The sequence below is a fragment of the Pseudomonas lundensis genome (assembly GCF_001042985.1).
Classification (GTDB): Bacteria; Pseudomonadota; Gammaproteobacteria; order Pseudomonadales; family Pseudomonadaceae; genus Aquipseudomonas; species Aquipseudomonas lundensis.
Genome location: NZ_JYKY01000029.1, coordinates 25,890 through 45,730, shown reverse-complemented (window position 1 = coordinate 45,730; position 19,841 = coordinate 25,890). Strand labels below are relative to the sequence as shown.

General features: G+C 60.1%; 19 protein-coding genes. 12 read left to right on the top strand and 7 right to left on the bottom strand.

What is annotated here, in order from left to right; all coding sequences use genetic code 11:
- Window position 1: 1 nt before the first annotated feature.
- From rlmH to TU74_RS19300, 10 genes are all read left to right on the top strand, one after another.
- Entirely contained in the window at window positions 2-469 is a 468-nt protein-coding gene (gene rlmH / locus TU74_RS19345; protein WP_003444191.1) for a 23S rRNA (pseudouridine(1915)-N(3))-methyltransferase RlmH, read from the top strand.
- Window positions 470-481: 12 nt separating this feature from the next.
- On the top strand, window positions 482-2,377 hold the full coding sequence (gene mrdA / locus TU74_RS19340; protein ID WP_047279123.1) for a penicillin-binding protein 2: 1,896 nt from the start codon (window positions 482-484) through the stop codon (window positions 2,375-2,377).
- A 31-nt stretch (window positions 2,378-2,408) separates the two neighbouring features.
- The gene (gene rodA, locus TU74_RS19335; protein WP_047274257.1) at window positions 2,409-3,512 is read left to right on the top strand and encodes a rod shape-determining protein RodA; all 1,104 of its coding nucleotides are present in this window, start codon (window positions 2,409-2,411) and stop codon (window positions 3,510-3,512) included.
- A gap of 5 nt (window positions 3,513-3,517) precedes the next feature.
- Window positions 3,518-4,540: a lytic murein transglycosylase B gene (gene mltB, locus TU74_RS19330; protein WP_371264262.1), complete on the top strand. Its 1,023-nt coding sequence runs from the start codon at window positions 3,518-3,520 to the stop codon at window positions 4,538-4,540.
- On the top strand, window positions 4,540-5,538 hold the full coding sequence (locus TU74_RS19325; RefSeq protein ID WP_048377380.1) for a septal ring lytic transglycosylase RlpA family protein: 999 nt from the start codon (window positions 4,540-4,542) through the stop codon (window positions 5,536-5,538). Before mltB ends, TU74_RS19325 begins: the two co-directional genes overlap by 1 nt.
- Before the next feature lie 174 nt (window positions 5,539-5,712).
- A complete protein-coding gene (locus TU74_RS19320; protein WP_047295711.1) occupies window positions 5,713-6,870 on the top strand; it encodes a D-alanyl-D-alanine carboxypeptidase family protein in 1,158 nt (385 codons plus the stop codon).
- Between the two features lie 79 nt (window positions 6,871-6,949).
- Window positions 6,950-7,225 carry a DUF493 domain-containing protein gene (locus TU74_RS19315; RefSeq protein WP_047295708.1) on the top strand — a complete coding sequence of 92 codons (276 nt, stop codon included), beginning with the start codon at window positions 6,950-6,952 and terminating at the stop codon, window positions 7,223-7,225.
- On the top strand, window positions 7,225-7,878 hold the full coding sequence (gene lipB / locus TU74_RS19310) for a lipoyl(octanoyl) transferase LipB (RefSeq protein ID WP_047273503.1): 654 nt from the start codon (window positions 7,225-7,227) through the stop codon (window positions 7,876-7,878). Before TU74_RS19315 ends, lipB begins: the two co-directional genes overlap by 1 nt.
- Window position 7,879: 1 nt before the next feature.
- A complete protein-coding gene (gene lipA, locus TU74_RS19305; protein WP_047279119.1) occupies window positions 7,880-8,920 on the top strand; it encodes a lipoyl synthase in 1,041 nt (346 codons plus the stop codon).
- A 4-nt stretch (window positions 8,921-8,924) separates the two neighbouring features.
- Window positions 8,925-9,878 (top strand): S66 peptidase family protein, encoded by a 954-nt coding sequence (locus tag TU74_RS19300; RefSeq protein ID WP_048377379.1) that lies wholly within the window; start codon window positions 8,925-8,927, stop codon window positions 9,876-9,878.
- A gap of 35 nt (window positions 9,879-9,913) precedes the next feature.
- Here the strand turns inward: TU74_RS19300 and TU74_RS19295 are convergent, their stop codons facing one another.
- The 5 genes from TU74_RS19295 to leuS form a co-directional block, all read right to left on the bottom strand.
- Complete coding sequence (locus TU74_RS19295) at window positions 9,914-11,218, bottom strand: lytic murein transglycosylase (protein ID WP_048377378.1); 1,305 nt, start codon at window positions 11,216-11,218, stop codon at window positions 9,914-9,916.
- Between the two features lie 50 nt (window positions 11,219-11,268).
- Window positions 11,269-11,418: an alternative ribosome rescue factor ArfA gene (arfA, locus tag TU74_RS19290; RefSeq protein WP_047273507.1), complete on the bottom strand. Its 150-nt coding sequence runs from the start codon at window positions 11,416-11,418 to the stop codon at window positions 11,269-11,271.
- Window positions 11,419-11,546: 128 nt separating this feature from the next.
- The gene (gene holA, locus TU74_RS19285) at window positions 11,547-12,584 is read right to left on the bottom strand and encodes a DNA polymerase III subunit delta (protein WP_048377377.1); all 1,038 of its coding nucleotides are present in this window, start codon (window positions 12,582-12,584) and stop codon (window positions 11,547-11,549) included.
- 42 nt (window positions 12,585-12,626) lie between these two features.
- The gene (locus TU74_RS19280) at window positions 12,627-13,232 is read right to left on the bottom strand and encodes an LPS-assembly lipoprotein LptE (protein ID WP_048377376.1); all 606 of its coding nucleotides are present in this window, start codon (window positions 13,230-13,232) and stop codon (window positions 12,627-12,629) included.
- 90 nt (window positions 13,233-13,322) lie between these two features.
- A complete protein-coding gene (leuS, locus tag TU74_RS19275; protein ID WP_048377375.1) occupies window positions 13,323-15,929 on the bottom strand; it encodes a leucine--tRNA ligase in 2,607 nt (868 codons plus the stop codon).
- 236 nt (window positions 15,930-16,165) lie between these two features.
- Between leuS and TU74_RS19270 the strand changes: the two genes are divergently transcribed.
- Both TU74_RS19270 and TU74_RS19265 read left to right on the top strand, forming a co-directional pair.
- Window positions 16,166-16,459 carry a hypothetical protein gene (locus TU74_RS19270; RefSeq protein WP_047295692.1) on the top strand — a complete coding sequence of 98 codons (294 nt, stop codon included), beginning with the start codon at window positions 16,166-16,168 and terminating at the stop codon, window positions 16,457-16,459.
- Between the two features lie 155 nt (window positions 16,460-16,614).
- Window positions 16,615-17,376: a YdcF family protein gene (locus tag TU74_RS19265; RefSeq protein ID WP_048377374.1), complete on the top strand. Its 762-nt coding sequence runs from the start codon at window positions 16,615-16,617 to the stop codon at window positions 17,374-17,376.
- 74 nt (window positions 17,377-17,450) lie between these two features.
- Here TU74_RS19265 and lnt read toward each other — a convergent pair whose 3' ends face one another.
- Together lnt and TU74_RS19255 are read right to left on the bottom strand one after the other, a co-directional pair.
- Window positions 17,451-18,974: an apolipoprotein N-acyltransferase gene (gene lnt, locus TU74_RS19260; protein WP_047273513.1), complete on the bottom strand. Its 1,524-nt coding sequence runs from the start codon at window positions 18,972-18,974 to the stop codon at window positions 17,451-17,453.
- Window positions 18,975-18,996: 22 nt separating this feature from the next.
- Window positions 18,997-19,836, bottom strand: a complete 840-nt coding sequence (locus TU74_RS19255; RefSeq protein ID WP_048377373.1) for an HlyC/CorC family transporter — start codon at window positions 19,834-19,836, stop codon at window positions 18,997-18,999.
- Window positions 19,837-19,841: the final 5 nt, after the last annotated feature.

Here is a 19,841-nt window from a genome sequence, read left to right as displayed (position 1 = left end):
TGTGCGCCTGCGTTTGATCGCTGTCGGTTCGCGTATGCCTAAATGGGTGGAAGAAGGCTGGCATGAATATGCCAAGCGTCTGCCATCCGAGCTGGCCCTTGAACTGGTGGAAATACCGCTCAACACCCGCGGCAAAAATGCCGACGTGGCCCGCTTCATCCGTCAGGAAGGCGAGGCCATGCTGGCCAAAGTCGGTCCGGGTGAGCGTATTGTCACGCTGGAAGTGCATGGCAAACCCTGGAGTACCGAGCAGCTGGCGGTCGAGCTGGATCGCTGGCGCCTGGACTCGCGCACGGTGAACTTCATGGTGGGCGGCCCTGAAGGGCTGGCGCCGGAAGTCTGTGCACGGGCTGATCAGCGCTGGTCGCTGTCGCCGTTGACGTTGCCGCACCCGTTGGTAAGGATTCTGATTGGTGAGCAGTTGTATCGCGCCTGGACGGTTTTGTCCGGGCACCCTTATCACAAATAGTCAGCGTCCCGAATGTCTCAGCCAATTCGCCTCAAAGACCACGAGAAAGACGCACGCCTTGTGCGCAGCCGCGTTGTGGTCGGCGCAATTGTGGTGGTGGCGCTCATTTGTGCGCTGATTGCGCGCCTGTACTACCTGCAAGTTGTGCAGTACGAGTACCACTCGACCCTGTCTGAAAACAACCGGGTGCACGTGCAGCCCATTCCCCCGACGCGTGGCCTGATTTTCGACCGCAACGGTGTGGTGATCGCGGACAACCGGCCCAGCTTCAGCCTGAGCATGACCCGCGAACGTTCCGGTGACTGGCAGCAAGTGCTCGATGTGATCGTCGAAGTGTTGCAGCTCACGCCAGAAGACCGTGCCTTGTTTGAAAAGCGCATGCGACAGGGGCGTCGGCCATTCGAACCGGTGCCCATTCTGTTTGAGCTCACCGAAGAACAGATCGCCCGGATTGCCGTGAATCAGTTCCGCCTGCCCGGGGTTGAAGTGGTCGCGCAACTGGTGCGCCACTACCCGCAGGGCGCGCATTTTGCGCATTCGGTGGGCTATATGGGACGGATCAACGAGAAAGAGCTTAAAACCCTCGACCCCGTGAATTACAGCGGCACCCATCACATCGGTAAAACCGGCATCGAACGCTTCTATGAGGCTGAACTGCACGGTCAGGTAGGTTACGAAGAAGTCGAGACCAACGCCCGTGGCCGGGTGTTGCGTGTGCTCAAGCGCACGGACCCGATCCCCGGCAAGGACATCGTGCTCAGCCTCGACATCAAATTGCAGGAAGCCGCCGAAGAAGCGCTGGCCGGGCGCCGTGGCGCAGTGGTGGCGTTGAATCCGAATACTGGCGAAGTACTGGCGATGGTCAGTCAGCCGAGCTTCGACCCCAACCTGTTTGTCACCGGCATCAGCTTCAAGGCGTATGCCGAGTTACGCGACTCGATCGACCGCCCGCTGTTCAACCGCATTCTGCGCGGCCTTTACCCGCCGGGCTCGACCATCAAGCCCGCGGTGGCGATTGCCGGGCTCGACAGCGGCGTGATCACCGGTTCATCGCGGGTCTACGACCCCGGCTACTACATGCTGCCCAATTACGACCACAAGTACCGTAACTGGAACCGCAGCGGTGATGGCTATGTGGATTTGGACACGGCGATCATGCGTTCCAACGACACTTACTTTTATGACCTGGCTCACAAACTGGGCATTGATCGTCTGTCCTCGTACATGAACCAGTTCGGCATCGGCCAGAAAGTCTCGCTCGACATGTTCGAGGAGTCCGCAGGCTTGATGCCGTCCCGCGAGTGGAAGCGGGCGACGCGGCGGCAGGCCTGGTTTCCGGGCGAAACCCTGATTCTGGGGATTGGTCAGGGCTACATGCAGTCCACGCCGTTGCAACTGGCGCAAGCGACTGCGCTGATTGCCAGCAAAGGCAAATGGATCCGTCCGCACCTGGCCAAGACCATCGAGGGTGTGCCACCCGTTGATCCGAACCCGATGCCGGACATCGTGCTGCGCGACCCGTCCAACTGGGCCAAGGTCACCCACGGCATGCAGCAAGTGGTGCATGGCGCCCGCGGGACAGCCCGTGTGGCGGGCGTGGGGGCGCAATACCTGATCGCTGGCAAAAGTGGTACGGCGCAGGTGGTGGCGATCAAGCAGGGCGAAAAATATGACCGTTCCAAAGTTCAGGAACGCCACCGCGACCACGCGTTGTTCGTTGGTTTCGCCCCGGCCGACAACCCGCAAATTGCGGTCTCGGTCATGATTGAAAACGGTGAGGCGGGCAGCCGCGTGGCTTCGCCGGTCGTGCGCAAGGTCATGGATGCCTGGTTGCTGGATGCACAAGGCAAGCTCAAACCTGAGTACGCCAGCCCTTCAAAGGCGGAGGTTACGGCCCGTGATGAGTAATTTTGATCGCATGCTCTCCAGTGAGGATGTGATGCGTCGACGTGCCTCGCTGTTGCAGCGTTTGCACATCGATGGCCCGCTGCTGATTTTGCTGTTGACCCTGGCGGCTGGCAGTCTGTTCGTTCTGTACTCGGCCAGCGGCAAGAGCTGGGACCTGCTGAGCAAGCAGGCCACCTCGTTTGGTATCGGTCTGGTGTCAATGTTCATCATTGCCCAGCTTGAACCCCGGTTCATGGCGCGCTGGGTGCCGATTGGTTACCTGATCGGCGTGCTGCTGCTGGTGGTCGTGGACGTCATGGGCCACAACGCCATGGGGGCCACGCGCTGGATCAACATCCCGGGGGTGATCCGTTTCCAGCCTTCGGAATTCATGAAGATTCTGATGCCAGCGACCATCGCCTGGTACCTCTCCAAGCGCACCTTGCCCCCGCAGCTCAAACACGTGGCGATCAGCCTCATGCTGATTGGCGTGCCCTTTGCGCTGATTGTGCGTCAGCCCGACCTCGGTACTGCGCTGCTGGTACTGGCGGGTGGCGCGTTTGTGCTGTTCATGGGCGGGCTGCGTTGGCGCTGGATTCTCAGCGTGCTGGCGGCCACGGTGCCGGTGGCCGTCGCCATGTGGTTTTTCGTGATGCACGACTATCAAAAGCAGCGCGTGCTGACCTTCCTCGACCCTGAAAGCGATCCGCTGGGCACCGGCTGGAACATCATTCAGTCCAAGGCCGCCATTGGTTCGGGCGGTGTGTTTGGCAAAGGCTGGTTGCTGGGCACCCAGTCGCACCTGGACTTCCTGCCTGAAAGCCACACCGACTTCATTATTGCGGTGATGGGCGAAGAGTTCGGGCTGGTGGGCATTTGCGCATTGCTGCTGATTTATCTGCTGTTGATTGGTCGTGGCCTGGTGATTACGGCCCAGGCGCAGACGCTGTTCGGCAAATTGCTGGCCGGCAGCCTGACCATGACGTTTTTTGTTTATGTTTTCGTCAACATCGGTATGGTCAGTGGCCTGTTGCCGGTGGTGGGCGTGCCATTGCCGTTCATTAGCTACGGCGGAACTTCGCTCGTTACGCTGCTGTCAGCGTTTGGGGTTTTGATGTCGATCCACACGCATCGCAAGTGGATCGCGCAAGTTTGATTAAGGTGAAGAATTCAATGCAAGTAATGCGTGGCTGGGCTGCTCGATACGCGTCCTGGGTAGGCCTGTTAGGTCTGTTCGGGGCGGCGCAAGGCGCGGTGGCCGGCGACTATGAAGGCTCGCCCCAGGTGGCTGAGTTTGTCGGCGAGATGACCCGCGATTACGGGTTCGCCGGTGAACAGCTGATGGACGTTTTCCGCGAGGCTCAACGCAAGCAGAGCATCCTTGATGCCATTTCGCGTCCGGCCGAGCGCGTTAAACAGTGGAAGGAATACCGCCCGATCTTCATTTCGGATGCCCGCGTGGCGCGCGGTGTCGATTTTTGGCGTGAGCACGAAGCCGTGCTGGCCCGTGCCGAGCAGGAATATGGCGTACCGGCGCAAGTGATTGTGTCGATCATTGGCGTTGAAACCTTCTACGGCCGTAACACGGGCAGCTACCGGGTGATCGACGCGCTGTCGACCCTGGGCTTCGATTACCCGCCACGTGCTGAATTCTTCCGCAAAGAACTGCGCGAATTTCTGCTGCTGGCCCGCGAGGAACAGGTCGACCCGTTGACCCTTAAGGGCTCGTACGCCGGTGCGATGGGCTTGCCGCAATTTATGCCGAGCAGCTTCCGCGCCTATGCCGTGGACTTTGATAACGACGGCCACATTAATATTTGGAGCAACCCGGACGACGCCATCGGCAGTGTTGCCAGCTATTTCAAGCGCCATGGCTGGGTAGCGGGCGAGCCGGTGGTCATTCGGGCTGATGTGCAAGGCGATCGCGCCGACGAAGGGTTGACCCAAGGCATCGAACCGGTGAAAACGGTCGGGGAGTTGCGAGCGCTGGGGTGGTCGAGTCATGATGCGCTGCGTGACGACATGCCGGTCACCGCCTTGCGTCTCGAAGGCGAAAACGGCCCTGAATACTGGATGGGCCTGAAGAATTTTTATGCGATTACGCGTTACAACCGTAGCGTGATGTACGCCATGGCAGTGCACCAACTGTCCGACCTGCTGGTTCAAGCACGGGGCAACAAGTAATGCCGTTTCTAGCGATCCGTACACCGTTGAAAGTTGCTGCCTGCGCCGCCGTCGCGTTGCTGGTGGTGAGTTGCTCCAGCAGTCGTTCCACCGCGCCGCAGCAAAAGTCGGCCCCGGTGGTCCGCGCCACGCCCGGTTTGGACATCAACCGGGCACACAAGGACGGCGCGCCGTGGTGGGACGTAGACGTCTCGCGTATCCCCGATGCGACGCCCACCCTGCACACCGGGCCGTACAAAGCCAACCCGTATACCGTGCTGGGCAAGACCTACTTTCCGATGCAAGAGTCCAAGACGTACGTGGCGTCAGGTACGGCATCCTGGTACGGCACCAAGTTTCACGGTCAGAACACTGCCAATGGCGAGGTGTATGACCTGTACGGCATGAGCGCAGCGCACAAAACCCTGCCGCTGCCCAGCTACGTCAAAGTGACCAACCTGGACAACGGTAAAGCCGTGGTGCTGCGGGTTAACGACCGTGGCCCGTTCTATTCGGACCGCATCATTGACTTGTCCTACGCGGCGGCCAAAAAGCTCGGTTACGCCGAAACCGGTACGGCGCGGGTCAAAGTCGAAGGCATCGACCCGCAGCAGTGGTGGGCGCAGCGCGGTCGTCCTGCGCCGCTGATGCTCAATGAGCCGAAAATGGCCCAGAATGCCCCCGGACCTACCATTGCCACGGGCAAGGTCGAGCAATGGACACCGCCTGCGCAGCAACACGCCACGGATGTTGTGCCGGTGCCGCGCATGTCCAACGGGCAGGGCACGTATTTGCAGGTCGGCGCCTTTGCCAACCCGGATGCCGCAGAGTTGCTTCGTTCCAAGCTCAGTGGCATGGTCAGTGCCCCCGTATTTATTAGCTCGATTGTGCGCAATCAGCAGACCTTGCACCGTGTGCGGCTGGGGCCGATTGCCTCGGCCGGCGAAGTACAGCAAGCGCAAAACAGCGTGCGACTGGCCAATTTGGGCCAGCCAAGCGTTGTGACATCGGATCAGTAACACTGATTAACGCGTTGGGCCCCGAAGGTTCGGGCCCCAACGCAGTTGCAGCGACAAAGAACAAAAGCCCTGCGAGGGCCGTGCCTGCAACTGAATACGCGACAGCCCCTCTAAGGGCTGTCAGAACAGTTTTGCCCGCGAGGGTAAGTTTCCATCAACAATTTCGAGAGACGGATGAACATCACCACCTTTGCCAAACGCCTGTGCCTGCTTGTCCCGCTGATCATTACGCCTGCCGCCTGGGCAGCCGAAATGATGCCGTCGCCGCCACAGCTTGCCGCCAAATCCTACGTGCTGATGGATGCCAGTAGCGGCAACGTGCTGGTTGAGAACAATGGCGACCAGCGCCTGCCCCCGGCCAGCCTGACCAAACTGATGACTGCGTACATTGCGACGCTGGAAATCCGTCGTGGCCAGATTGGCGAGAACGACCCGGTAACGGTCAGCGAGAACGCCTGGCGCACCGGTGGTTCGCGCATGTTCATCAAGGTCGGCTCCCAGGTGTCGGTCAGCGATCTGCTGCACGGGATCATCATTCAGTCGGGTAACGACGCCAGCGTTGCATTGGCTGAGCACATTGCCGGCAGTGAAGACGCTTTCGCGGATCTGATGAACAAGACCGCAGCCGAGCTGGGCATGACCAATAGCCACTTCATGAACCCGACCGGTCTGCCAAACCCTGAGCACTACTCGTCGGCGCATGACATGTCGCTGCTGGCCCGCGCAATCATCCACGAAGACCCGACCCACTACGCGATCTACTCGCAGAAAGAGTTCTTCTGGAACGGCATCAAGCAGCCTAACCGCAACCTGTTGCTGTGGCGCGACAAGACCGTTGACGGCCTGAAAACCGGTCACACCGATGAAGCAGGCTACTGCATGGTGTCTTCGGCAGTGCGTGACGGCATGCGTTTGATCGCCGTGGTGTTCGGCACCAACAGCGAAGCGGCCCGTGCGGCCGAAACGCAAAAACTGCTGACCTACGGTTTCCGCTTCTTCGAAACCCAGACCTTCTACCAGAAAGGCACCGAGCTGGCTCAGGCTCCTGTCTGGAAAGGCACCACCAGTCAGGTCAAAGCCGGTCTGGCCAACGACCTGACCCTGACCCTGCCTAAAGGCCAATTGAAAAAGCTGGCCGCGAGCATGACCATGAACCCGCAACTGATGGCGCCCATCGCCAAAGGTGACGTGATCGGTAAGGTTGAAGTCAAACTCGACGATAAAGTTGTTCACAGTGCGGACTTGATCGCACTTGAGCCGGTTGAGGAAGGTGGCATTTTCCGCCGCGTGTGGGATAGCATCCGTCTATTCTTCTACGGGTTGTTCAACTGATTGCACCCACCTGTGTGACCCTGCGCTTACCCGGCGCGGGGTCATGTCTGTAGTTCCGGGCTTACGAGGCCAATACGCCATGAGCGATAACGAAGTAAAGGCGCCAAAGATCGAATTTCCTCAAACCGATTACCCGGTTAAGGTGATCAGTGACACAGGTGTGGGTAACAAGGACAAAATCCTCGTGATCGTGAGAAAACACGCAACGATCAACAACGAGCGTATTGACGAACGCCAGAGCACCAACGGCAAGTACACCACCATCCAGCTGCACATTGTGGCCACGGATCAGGACCAGCTGTACAACATCAACAGCGAACTGCGGGCCACTGGCTTCGTTCACATGGTGTTGTGATGTCGCGGGCCTTGGGTTTTCGCGAGTTGGCGTTGCTGGATTACGAGCCCACCTGGCTGGCCATGCAGCGTTTCACTGACCAACGCAAAGACCGGCCCGAGACGCAAGACGAGATCTGGCTGGTGGAGCATCCGCCAGTATTCACCCAGGGGCAGGCCGGCAAGGCCGAGCACCTGCTGCTGCCGGGTGATATCCCGGTGGTCAAATCAGATCGCGGCGGGCAAGTGACGTATCACGGGCCCGGCCAGTTGGTTGCCTACCTGATGCTGGACGTGCGGCGTCTGGGTTTTGGGGTTCGCGAACTGGTCAGCCGGATGGAGCGCTGCCTGATCGAGCTGCTCGCCAGCTATGGCGTAAGCGCCCACGCCAAGCCCGATGCGCCCGGCGTGTATGTGAATGGCGCGAAAATCGCCTCACTGGGCCTGCGGATCCGCAATGGCTGCTCTTTCCACGGCCTGGCCCTGAATGTGGATATGGACCTGGAACCGTTTCGACGGATTAACCCCTGTGGCTACGCGGGGCTGGCGATGACCCAGTTGCGCGACCATGCAGGCCCGATTGAATTTGCCGAGGTGCGTGCCCGGCTGCGCGCGCAGCTCGTCAAACACCTCGACTATGCTGAGCAGACGACCCTGACGGGCGGAATCGATTGATATGACTACTGCGCAAGACGCTGTTGAAACCCTGATCCCTACGCTGGACATCTCTGAACGTGCAGCCCGCGCCAGCGAGGCCCGTTCCAAGGTTGAGACCGGCGTCAAGCTGCGCGGTGCCGAAAAGGTGGCGCGTATCCCGGTCAAAATCATTCCGACCACCGAATTGCCGAAAAAACCTGACTGGATTCGGGTGCGCATCCCGGTTTCTCCGGAAGTCGACCGTATCAAGCAACTGCTGCGCAAACACAAATTGCACAGCGTTTGCGAAGAAGCATCCTGCCCGAACCTGGGTGAGTGCTTCTCGGGCGGTACTGCCACCTTCATGATCATGGGCGACATCTGCACCCGTCGCTGCCCGTTCTGCGACGTCGGCCATGGTCGCCCCAAGCCTCTGGACGTCAATGAGCCACAAAGCCTGGCCATCGCCATTGCTGACCTGGGCTTGAAGTACGTGGTCATCACCTCGGTGGACCGTGACGACCTGCGTGACGGCGGTGCCCAGCACTTTGCCGATTGCATCCGCGAAATCCGCAAGCTGTCACCCAACGTGCTGCTTGAAACCCTGGTGCCGGACTACCGTGGCCGCATGGACGTAGCGCTCGACATCACGGCCGCCGAGCCGCCTGACGTGTTCAACCACAACCTCGAAACCGTCCCGCGTCTGTACAAGGCGGCGCGTCCGGGTTCCGATTACCAGTGGTCGTTGACGTTGCTGCAGCGCTTCAAACAAATGATGCCGCACATCCCGACCAAATCCGGCCTGATGCTGGGCCTTGGCGAAACCGATGAAGAAGTCATCGAAGTGATGAAGCGCATGCGTGAGCACGACATCGACATGCTGACCCTTGGCCAGTACCTGCAACCGTCGCGCAGCCACTTGCCGGTTCAGCGTTTTGTGCACCCTGACACCTTCGCCTGGTTCGCCGAGGAAGGTTACAAAATGGGCTTCAAAAACGTTGCTTCCGGGCCGTTGGTTCGTTCCTCGTACCACGCGGATGAGCAGGCCAAGCTGGTCAAGAACATGCTGGTCAGTGAGTGAAACCATGAACAGCCCGTTCACCGCGCAGGTGTCTGACAAGGCCCACGGCGCGGTGCCCGCGCTGCGTGCTGGCGGGGTGATCGGCCTGATCGCCCCGGCTGGCCCCGCCGAACTCGATCTTCACCTTGCCACCCAATGGATACAGGCACGCGGTTATCAACTGCGGGTTTTTCCGGGGGTATGGGAAAAAGACGGCTACCTGGCCGGCGCTGATGCTATTCGTTTGCACGATTTGCACGACGCCTTTGCCGACGACAGCATCGACGCGATTTTGTGCATGCGCGGCGGCTATGGCAGCCCGCGTTTGCTCGATGGCATCGACTTCGAACTCCTGAAACGCCATCCGAAACCTTTTATTGGCTACAGCGACATCACGGCGCTGCATCTGGCCATCACCCGTTATGCAGGCTTCGTGACCTTTCACGGGCCGATGCTGAACGCAGACCTGCTGGGCAATAAGCAGGCGCCCACTGAATCCTCCCTGCTGGACATGATCAGTGGCCGGCAAGGCGCCGTTCTGACTCATCCCGCCGCGTTTGCGTTGACCACCGTGGCGCCGGGCGTGGCCAGCGGACGGTTGCTGGGCGGCAACCTGGCCATGATCTGCGGCACGCTTGGCACCGCATTCGAGCTGGACGCAGACGGCATCATTTTGTTCATTGAGGACGTCAACGAACCGCTGTACCGGATTGACCGTCTGCTGACCCAACTGCGGTTAGCGGGCAAGTTGGCGCGGGTTCGGGGTGTGTTGGTGGGGGATGTGGCCGGAGTGGACACTCAGGCGTTGATGCGGCTGATCGGGCAGGAGCTTGGGCCGCTAGGGGTGCCTGTACTCGCGGGATGGCGCAGCGGGCATTGCGACCCCAACCTGACCTTACCAATGGGCGCGCTGGTGCGTCTGGATGCAGATAACCAGCAGTTGGTGTTAGAGCAGGACGTCGTTTCGATCGCGCCTTGACCCTCTCCCGGCGGGAGAGGGGTGGCGCAGGCCGTTTAGTGTTGGCGCAAACTTTCCAGCAACTTATGCGAAGGGTAGCCATCCGCGGGCCAGCCCAGCGCTTGCTGCGCGCTGCGAATTGCCTTACGGGTGTTTGCCCCGATGATGCCATCAGCCTTGCCGGCGTCGTAGTTGCGGTTGCTCAGCAGGGTTTGCAGCTCGACACGTTCGCTGCGACTCAACGGGCGGTCATCCTTGGGCCAGTCCCCTTTGATGATGCCACCACCGTTGAAGCGCTCAGACAGCAGGCCCACCGCCAGCGCATACGACGAAGAGTTGTTGTAGCGCAGGATGGCCCTGAAGTTATCCAGCACTAAAAATGCCGGTCCCCGGTATCCGGCGGGCAGCAACAACGTGGCGCTCAGTTGTTCTGAACCGCTGGCGGTAACAGGCACCCGTACCCCAAGTGCTTGCCATTCGCTGACACTTTTACGAACGGTTCCGTCAGCCAGCGCGTAGTCAAACCCGCTCGGCAGGTTCACTTCAAATCCCCAAGGCTGGCCTTGCTTCCAACCGGAGCTTTGCAGGTAGTGAGCCGTGGAGGCCAGCGCGTCAGCCGAACTGTTCCAGATGTCCCGACGGCCATCGCCGTCGAAATCCACCGCGTGGGTTTCATAGGTGGTGGGGATGAACTGGGTCTGGCCCATCGCGCCTGCCCATGAACCGAGCATTTTCTCGGGCGAAATATCGCCTTCCTGGATGATCTTAAGGGCAGCGATCAGTTGGCTCTGGGCGAATTCCGGGCGACGGCCTTCATACGCCAGGGTGGCCAGGGAACGGATCACCGATTTGTTGCCTTGAAAGGTGCCGAAGTTGCTTTCCATGCCCCACACCGAGACCAGTGCCTCGCGATCAACGCCGTAGCGCTCTTCGATACGACTCAGCAGGTCGGCATTTTGCTCCAGCAATCGCTGGCCATTGCGCACGCGCAGCGGCGAAAGGGCGCCTTCGAGGTATTCCCACACCGGGCGGCTGAACTCGGGCTGGCTGCGATCAGCCTTGATGACGCCCATGTCGGGGGTGATGTCTTTGAAGGCGTTATCGAAAACCAGCGGGTTGATCCCTGCTTTCAGGGCTTGCGCACGGAAGTTGGCTTGCCATTCGCTGAAGCTTTGGGCGGGCTGGATTTCAAGGGTGTCTGCAACGGGAGCGCTGGTGGTCACCGCGGGCGCGGGAGGCGTCACAGGCAGGGGTTGAGCATCGGCTGCGGTGGGTTTCTCTGCGCAGGCGACTAAAAGGATGACGCTGGAAGCAGCAATCAGTTGGCGCATCGGCCAACGGCGTTTATGACTTAAGGGCATGCGCAGGTCCAGGTAATGCGAATCAGATGCAGACCTTAACATTCCCGCCGTCAGGCAGCCAGAAAGTAAAAAGCCTCCCGGTCTCTCGACTGGAAGGCTTCGCGGCGGTAGCTGCCTTTGCCTTTGGCGGGGCGTTCCTGGCGGCTGCGGAACAAGGGTTGGGTGACGATGGATTTGGCCTTGTTGGGGCGTTTGCTCATGGCAATGACTCTCGCTGGGTTGAACAGGCGCAAATCATCGGCCAGATTGTTTGATCTGTCCAGCGTCGTTACGTGCAGGCGTTGACCGGCTGTTTCGTGCTTTCACAGCGGCCACTCAGGCTGGTTGGTTATTCCGCTGGCAAGTTCAGACGTTGCCCACACATCAGCAGCGTCAATCGGCTGAGGCTGCTCCAGGCCGAACCTGCCGCCTGACCCTTGATCTGTGCATCGATACGTTGCGCGTCCATCAATAGCTGCGCCCAGCGCTGAGCTGAATAACGTTGCAAGGCTTTGCTCATCAGCGGTTTGCGTTTGTCCCACACCGGCGGGCGTGCCTGGCTGAACGCCTTGTCCAGCGGAATGCCTTGGCTGTATTGCAACGCAATGTTGGCCAAGACCCGCAGCTCGCGAGCCAGCGCCCAGAGGATCACGGGCGGCTCGACGCCTTCACCGCGCAAGCCTTCAAGCATGCGCAATGCATGGGCAGCCTCACCATTAAGCACCGCATCCACCAGCCCGAACACATCGAAACGCGCACTGTCGGCGACCGCGGCCTGCACGGTCTCGACCGTGATCTGGCCTTCTTCAGCCATCAGTTTGAGCTTTTCGATTTCCTGAGCGGCTGCCAGCAAGTTGCCTTCTACCCGTGCGGCGATCAATTCCACAGCATCATGGGTCGCCGCCAGGCCCGCTTGCGACAGCCGCTGGCGAATCCATTGCGGCAATTGATTGGTGTCCACCGGCCAGATCTGTACGAACTGTGTGTGCGCACCCTCCACCAGCGCCTTGCCCCATTTGGTTTTCTGCGCACTGCCATCGAGTTTTGGCAGGCTGATCAGCAGCAGGGTGTCGTCTGCGGGTCGCGAGCAATATTCGATGAGGGCTGCCGCGCCTTTGTCGCCGGGTTTGCCGGAGGGCAATCGCAGCTCCAGCAAGCGTTTTTCGGCAAACAACGACATGCTTGCGCCAGCCTGCAGCAATGAACCCCAGTCAAAACTGGCGTCAGCACTGAACACTTGGCGTTCATCAAAACCTTGTTGGCGGGCGGTGCTGCGGATGGCGTCTGAGGCTTCCTGACACAAGAGCGGGTCGTCGCCGCTGATGATGTACACGGGCGACAGGCTGCCTTGCAGGTGTTTGGCGAGTTGGGCGGGGGCGAGTTTCATAGGACTTGTGAGATGACGGGGCGCCTGAGCGCCCCGTATACCTTATTGCTCAGGAACTTCGAGGGGCGACTGCTGAGGAATCGCGTCTTGTGCCTGGCGCGCAGCTTCGATGGCCTGGGCTTCAGCCCGTGCTTTCTCGTCAGCCACTTGTTGCAGCTTGGCCAGTTGTTCCGGAGTCAACTGCTCCAGGCGCAGCACCATTTGTTGCACCAGTTCACGGCGCAGCTCGGTGCTGATCATGGACGCTTCCTGGCCAGAACCGGTGATGTTGCTGCTGTCTTGCAGGTAGACCTTGTGCACTTCGATCTTGTTGTTGAGCAACGGCAAGTTGTGCTCGCCACGGATCTCGTAGTTCAGCACTTTGGTCAATTCGTATTCGACCGAACCGCCAATGCCCGCATAGCTGGCAGCGCGCTGGCTATCTTGCTCGTTGGTGAGGATCAGGTGGTAAGGCGCAGCGGCGGTGATTTTCACGCCGCTGTTTTCCAGTACTTGTCGCAACTCACGCACGGTATCGCCGTAAGCATTACGGGCCGTGACGTCGAGTGCGGTAATCGACAGCTGATTGGTGCCGGTGCCGCGCAGCTGAAAGCCGCAGGCGCTCAGCAAGACTGCGAGGCCCATCACCAGCAAGTTGCGTTTGATCATGTGTTGCTCCCCTTGAAACCAGATGGACCGACGGAGCGGCCCGGAAGGTTTTGTTGGGCGCCCGCGCACGAGGCGGGCGCCTGTTCCAATTTAGCTGGCGACGATATTAACCAGTTTGCCCGGCACGACGATCACTTTGCGGATGGTCAGACCTTCGGTGAAACGCAGCACGTTTTCGTTGATCCGGGCCGCCGCTTCGATGTCTTCACGGCTGGCGCCGGCAGGCATTTCGATCTGGCCGCGCAGTTTACCGTTAACCTGAATCACCAGTTGCAGCGTGTCCTGAACCAACGCGCTTTCGTCCAGCGTCGGCCACGGTGCGTCGATGATGGCGCCGATGTGACCCAGCTGATTCCACAGCTCGTGGCTGATGTGCGGGGTGATCGGGGCCAGCAACAAGGCTACGGTTTCCAGACCTTCCTGCAACAGGGCGCGGTCTTGTTCGGTGGCCTGCGGCGCTTTTTCCAGCACGTTCATCACGGTCATCACTTGCGCGACGGCGGTGTTGAATTTGTGGTGCTGGCCCACGTCCTGGCTGGCTTGCTTGATGGCCTGGTGAATGGCGCGACGAATGACTTTTTGCTCGTCATTCAGCGTGCCGATGTCCAGTGCGCCCGGCAGGCCCTGGCTAACGTGCGCATGCGCCAGGCGCCAGACGCGCTTGAGGAAGCGGTGCGAGCCTTCAACGCCGGAGTCCGACCATTCGAGGCTGGCGTCAGGTGGCGACGCGAACATCATGAACAGGCGACAGGTATCGGCGCCGTATTGCTCGATCATGTATTGCGGGTCAACGCCGTTGTTTTTGGACTTGGCCATTTTTTCAGTGCCGCCAATCTCCACCGGCAGGCCGTCGCTGATCAGCTTGGCGCCAATGATTTTGGCCTTGCTGTCACGCTCCAGCTCGACGTCTGCCGGGTTGAACCAGGTCAGGGCGCCGTTGGCTTCGCGACGGTAATACGTTTCGGCAATCACCATGCCCTGGGTCAGCAGGTTCTTGAACGGCTCGTTGGAGCTGACCAAGCCCTCATCGCGCATCAGTTTGTGGAAGAAGCGCGCATACAGCAGGTGCAAGATCGCGTGTTCGATACCGCCGATGTATTGGTCAACCGGCAGCCAGTGATCGGCGGCGGATTTTTCGACCAGACCGCCTTCGTAGTGAGGCGAGGCGTAGCGCGCGTAGTACCACGATGACTCGACAAAGGTGTCCATGGTGTCGGTTTCACGCTTGGCCGGGGCGCCGCATTTCGGGCAGCTGCATTCGTAGAACTCAGGCATGCGGGCCAATGGCGAACCGGCGCCATCGGGTACGACGTCTTCAGGCAATACAACCGGCAATTGGTCTTCTGGCACCGGAACGTCGCCACAGCTGTCGCAGTGAACGATCGGGATCGGGCAACCCCAATAGCGCTGACGGCTGATGCCCCAGTCGCGCAGGCGGAACTGGGTACGCGACTGGCCCAGACCTTTGGCGCTCAGGGCTGCTTCCATTGCCGCAAAGGCTGCGTCGAAATCCAGACCGTCAAATTCGCCGGAATTGATCAGTGGGCCGTGTTCGTTGTAAGCGTCCTGCCAAGGCGCAGGGGAGGCGTCGCCCGCACTGGTGCGCACGACCGACTTGATCGGCAGGTCGTATTGGGTGGCGAATTCGAAATCGCGCTCGTCGTGAGCAGGAACGGCCATGACTGCGCCGTCGCCATAGTGCATCAACACATAGTTGGCGACCCACACCGGGAGCTTCTCGCCGGTCAGCGGGTGCAGGACGAACAGCGAGGTCGGCAGGCCCTTTTTCTCTTGGGTAGCCATGTCGGCTTCAGCCACGCTGCCGCCTTTGCATTGAGCGATAAACGCTTGCAGCTCGGGGTTGGACTGTGCCGCCTGGGTGGCCAGCGGGTGCTCGGCTGCCACGGCCACATAGGTGGCGCCCATCAGGGTGTCGGGGCGGGTGGTGAAGACCTTGAGGGTGCCCTGCTCGCCGATGGAGTCGACGTCGTAAGGGAACTGGACTTCCATGCCGCGGGATTTGCCGATCCAGTTGCGCTGCATGGTCTTGACCTGCTCAGGCCAGCCCGTCAGCTCGTCGAGGCTTTCAAGCAGCTCATCGGCATAGGCCGTGATCTTGAAGTAGTACATCGGGATTTCGCGTTTTTCGATCAACGCGCCCGAACGCCAGCCGCGGCCGTCGATCACTTGCTCGTTGGCCAGAACGGTCTGGTCCAGCGGGTCCCAGTTCACGGTCCCGTTTTTGCGGTAGATCACGCCTTTTTCGAACAGGCGCGTGAACAGCCATTGTTCCCAGCGGTAGTAGTCCGGCTTGCAGGTGGTGATTTCACGCGACCAGTCAACCGCCAGGCCCAGGCTGCGCAACTGGGTCTTCATGTATTCGATGTTTTCGTACGTCCACTTGGCCGGTGCGACGTTGTTCTTCATCGCGGCGTTTTCAGCCGGCATGCCGAAGGCATCCCACCCCATAGGTTGCAATACGTTCTTGCCGAGCATGCGCTGGTAACGGGAGATCACGTCGCCGATGGTGTAGTTACGCACGTGCCCCATGTGTAGCTTGCCGCTCGGGTACGGGAACATCGACAGGCAGTAGTAGGTTTCCTTGCCTGGATCTTCGCTGACTTCGAAGGACTTTTGGTTGTCCCAGAATGATTGGGCGGCGGCTTCTATTTCACGGGGCTGATATTGTTCGTGCATGGCTACTTGTACTGATAAAGGGTGGCCTAATCCTCTTCAACATACGGCCGGCTATTGTGTTGCCCGGTCAAGTTGGAGTAGGGGTTACAGGAAGCCCCGTAGCATACATGACCCCACTCTATCGAGGGAAACCCTGATTGCCTCGTCCTTCCGTTGGTCGCTGCACCTCACCGGTTTTGTGCACGCGACTAAGCTTGCTCAAAGGGGAGATTGATATCCTTCAATGAGGTGAGCGGATGGCAAGAACGCAACGCAAAGCGACAACGTCACAGGTGTATGAGCGTCTGATCAATCGTTTGGACGTGGCTCTCGATTCAGCGCAAACGGCAGTGCAATTACGTAACGAGCACTCAGCCGAAGTGGAATTGCGAGGTTTGAGTCATGCTGAACTGGAGTTGATTAACGCGTATTTAAACCGGAGCGAACGCGAGGTGGATAGACGTTCGCATGGCAGCAGTCATGTGCAGGAAACCCCGTCGGCAGCCAATGTCATCTGGCTGAAGGACCGGGTCAAGCAAGCCAAGGGCTAGGGCGACTTTTTACGTCGTGAGTCCGTGATACAGCGAGTGGCGCCACCTACGTGTCCCAGGGTTGATAAAGCAGGCGTTTATATCCAAGTCACTCACGTGCCTGTTGTTGCATCGGATCAACCCCCTTAGGCTTCGGGCATCTTTGGAGATGCTCGATGCCTATTCGATATTTCGTTAAACAACTGCTTCTTCCGCCCGGCATTCTATTACTGATCCTTGTGCTCGCCTGGTGGCTGCGCCGTTCGCGCCCGCGGCTGGCCGGGGCGTTGTTCGCCGTGGGGGTGGGTGGCTTCTGGTTGATGAGCCTGCCCGTGGTGGTGGAATGGAGCGCCCGCGCGCTGGAGCGTGAACCGGCACTGGCGCAAAGTGACTGGGCGACTTTGGCCACGCGTGCCGATGCGATTGTGGTGCTGGGGTCCGGGCGTGAGCGGGGCGATCCGGCGTGGGGCAGCGATCAGCCGACGGGCACCGGGCTAGAGCGTCAGCGTTATGCGGCCCGACTGGCCAAGGCTTCCGGGCTGCCGCTGGTGACCACGGGCGGCCTGCATTACGGCACGCCGCCGAGTGAGGCGCAGTTGATGGCAGACTCCTTGCGCGATGACTTCGGTGTGCAAGTGCGCTGGAAAGAAGAGCGCAGCCGCACGACGTGGGAAAACGCGCAAATGACGGCCGATCTCTTGTTGCCTCAGGGCATCAAGCGCGTGGTGGTGGTCACGCAAGCGTGGCACATGCCGCGTGCCGTCTGGAGTTTCGAAAAGGCCGGGTTTGAAGTGGTGGCAGCGCCGGTGGGCTTTTTGGGCCGAGACAACGCCCGGCCTCTGGGCGGATGGATGCCAGAATTCAAATCGATCTGGCAGTCCGGGCAGTTGCTGAACGAGGCGGTGGGGCAAGTGGCTTACCCGTTGTTTTACCGCTGAGCCGGCTCACGCGCTGGAGGATAGTAACCCTGTGCGTGTCGCAGCCTCATGCACTGGCTGCGACACGCGACGTCTCATACGGTCTTGGCAATGCGGCTGGTTATCAGGGCCCAGCCGATCAGCACCACACACAGGATGATCAACGGCCACGAACGCCATTGCAGGTACGGCGTGAGGTTGTGCATCGGCACCACTTCGCCGTAGAGAATCCCCTGTTCGAACTGCGGGATTTGCGCCGTGATCTGCCCGTAAGGGTTAATCAGCCCGGTGACGCCGTTGTTGGTTGCCCGGATCATCCAGCGGCCAGCCTCAAGCGCGCGCATCTGGGCCATCTGCAAATGCTGCAGCGGGCCAATCGAGGTGCCGAACCAGGTGTCGTTGCTGATGGTCAGCAGCACATCGCTCTTGGCCGCCAAGCTGGCAGCGAATTCCGGGTACACCACTTCGTAGCAAATGAACGGTGCGATCTGATAGCCCTTGGCTTGTAGCAGCGCTTGTTCCGCAGGCCCGCGAGCGAAGTCGGACATCGGCAGGTCGAAGAACGCAATCAGCCCGCGCAGCACATCCTGTAACGGCACGTATTCGCCAAACGGCACCAGCTTTTGTTTCAGGTAGGTGCCATCCGCCTCGCCCACGGCCGTAATGCCGTTGAAGAAGCGGGGTTCGTGACGCACTTCCTGGCGGATCGGCACACCGGTAATCAGGGCGGAATGCCGGTCGGCAGCAAAGCGGCCCATCATCGACAGGTAGCCTTCGGCGTTTTCCTTGAGTACCGGGATCGCGGTTTCAGGCCAGACGATCAGATCGACCCGCTTGGAACTGAACGTCATGTCGCGGTACAGGGCCAGTTGCGCATTCAACTGCGCCGGGTCCCATTTCATGCTTTGTTCGATATTGCCCTGAATCGCCGCCACGCTCAGCGGATCGCCCGAAGGACTGGTCCAAGCGTGGTGTTTGAGGGCGCTACCGATGATCCACGGGCCGACCAGCAGCACGGCTCCGGCGGCGATGAAAGCCTTGCGTTTGGCCCGAATCAGCCGAGGGAGGTTGCACAGCAGGGCGGCGGTGAGCGCCAGGGTGAAGGAAATCAGCCACATGCCGCCCAGCGGCGCGAGCCCGGCCAGTGGACCGTCGAGCTGGCTGTAACCGGAATAAAGCCACGGGAACCCGGTGAGGAACCAGCCGCGAAACGCTTCTTGCATGACCCACAGGGCCGCAAAGGCCAAGGCGTCTGCCAGCGGGGCTTCATTGCGGCGAATCCAGCGCGCCCATAGCCACGCGGGCAGGGCGAAGAACCAGGCAATGGCGGCAGTGAATGCCAGCATCAGCAGGCCCGCCAGCAGGACTGACGCGCCTCCGAAGTTGTGAATGCTGTAGTAGATCCAGCTGGTGCCCGCGCCAAACAGGCCGAAACCGAAGCACCAGCCCCGGCCCAGCGCCTGACGTGGCGACAGGTCGCGCAAGCCGAGGTAGAACAGGGCCAGGGCGACCAGCGCCAGCGGCCAAATGTCGTACGGTGCCAACGCCAGGGTGGTGAGTGCGCCGGCGACCACAGCCAGCAAGTTACCGGGCCAGCCGGGGGAGGTTATCCAGCGCATTTCAATCCTTGGTGTTGGAGGTTTAGCGGGCGATAGGCGTCAGGCGAATCAAGTGAATACGGCGGCTGTCTGCATTGAGGATGCGGAAGCGGTACGGGCCGATTTCAGTGGTTTCATTGCGTTTTGGCAAGTGCCCGAACGCACTCATGACCAGGCCGCCCACCGTGTCGAACTCGTCGTCGGAGAACTCGCTGTCGAAAAACTCGTTGAAGTTTTCGATCGGGGTCAGGGCCTTGATCAGGAAGTCACCGCTTGGCAGCGGCTTGATGTAGCTGTCTTCTTCGACATCGTGTTCGTCTTCGATGTCGCCGACGATCTGTTCGAGTACATCCTCAATCGTCACCAGACCGGCCACGCCGCCGTACTCGTCAATGACGATGGCCATGTGGTTATGGTTGGCACGGAACTCACGCAGCAACACGTTAAGGCGCTTGGACTCGGGAACGAATGTCGCCGGACGCAGCAGATCCTTGATGTTGTACTTGTCGCCGTTCTCTTGAAGGATCAGCGGCAGCAGGTCTTTGGCCAGCAACACGCCGAGCACGTCGTCGTGGCTTTCGCCGACCACCGGGTAGCGCGAGTGCGCCGCGTCGATGATCGCCGGGAGAAATTCACGGGGTGTCTGGGTCGCCTTGATGCTGATCATCTGCGAGCGCGGCACCATGATGTCGCGCACTTGCAGGTCAGCCACTTGAATGGCGCCTTCGACGATGGCCAGCGCTTCGCTGTCCAAGAGTTTGTTCTGGTGTGCTTCGCGCAGCAGCTCAAGCAGCTCCTGGCGGTTTTTCGGCTCATGGGCAAAGGCCTGGGTCAGCTTACCCAACCATGACTTTTGCCCGTTGCTCGATCGGTCTTCGCTCATAGCGA

Coding starts and splice junctions, on each gene's coding strand:
- mrdA (WP_047279123.1), top strand. CDS start 482: ATGTCTCAGCCAATTCGCCTCAAAGACCACGAGAAAGACGCACGCCTT.
- rodA (WP_047274257.1), top strand. CDS start 2,409: ATGCGTCGACGTGCCTCGCTGTTGCAGCGTTTGCACATCGATGGCCCG.
- TU74_RS19325 (WP_048377380.1), top strand. CDS start 4,540: ATGCCGTTTCTAGCGATCCGTACACCGTTGAAAGTTGCTGCCTGCGCC.
- TU74_RS19320 (WP_047295711.1), top strand. CDS start 5,713: ATGAACATCACCACCTTTGCCAAACGCCTGTGCCTGCTTGTCCCGCTG.
- TU74_RS19315 (WP_047295708.1), top strand. CDS start 6,950: ATGAGCGATAACGAAGTAAAGGCGCCAAAGATCGAATTTCCTCAAACC.
- lipB (WP_047273503.1), top strand. CDS start 7,225: ATGTCGCGGGCCTTGGGTTTTCGCGAGTTGGCGTTGCTGGATTACGAG.
- lipA (WP_047279119.1), top strand. CDS start 7,880: ATGACTACTGCGCAAGACGCTGTTGAAACCCTGATCCCTACGCTGGAC.
- TU74_RS19300 (WP_048377379.1), top strand. CDS start 8,925: ATGAACAGCCCGTTCACCGCGCAGGTGTCTGACAAGGCCCACGGCGCG.
- TU74_RS19295 (WP_048377378.1), bottom strand. CDS start 11,218: ATGCCCTTAAGTCATAAACGCCGTTGGCCGATGCGCCAACTGATTGCT.
- arfA (WP_047273507.1), bottom strand. CDS start 11,418: ATGAGCAAACGCCCCAACAAGGCCAAATCCATCGTCACCCAACCCTTG.
- holA (WP_048377377.1), bottom strand. CDS start 12,584: ATGAAACTCGCCCCCGCCCAACTCGCCAAACACCTGCAAGGCAGCCTG.
- TU74_RS19280 (WP_048377376.1), bottom strand. CDS start 13,232: ATGATCAAACGCAACTTGCTGGTGATGGGCCTCGCAGTCTTGCTGAGC.
- leuS (WP_048377375.1), bottom strand. CDS start 15,929: ATGCACGAACAATATCAGCCCCGTGAAATAGAAGCCGCCGCCCAATCA.
- TU74_RS19270 (WP_047295692.1), top strand. CDS start 16,166: ATGGCAAGAACGCAACGCAAAGCGACAACGTCACAGGTGTATGAGCGT.
- TU74_RS19265 (WP_048377374.1), top strand. CDS start 16,615: ATGCCTATTCGATATTTCGTTAAACAACTGCTTCTTCCGCCCGGCATT.
- lnt (WP_047273513.1), bottom strand. CDS start 18,974: ATGCGCTGGATAACCTCCCCCGGCTGGCCCGGTAACTTGCTGGCTGTG.
- TU74_RS19255 (WP_048377373.1), bottom strand. CDS start 19,836: ATGAGCGAAGACCGATCGAGCAACGGGCAAAAGTCATGGTTGGGTAAG.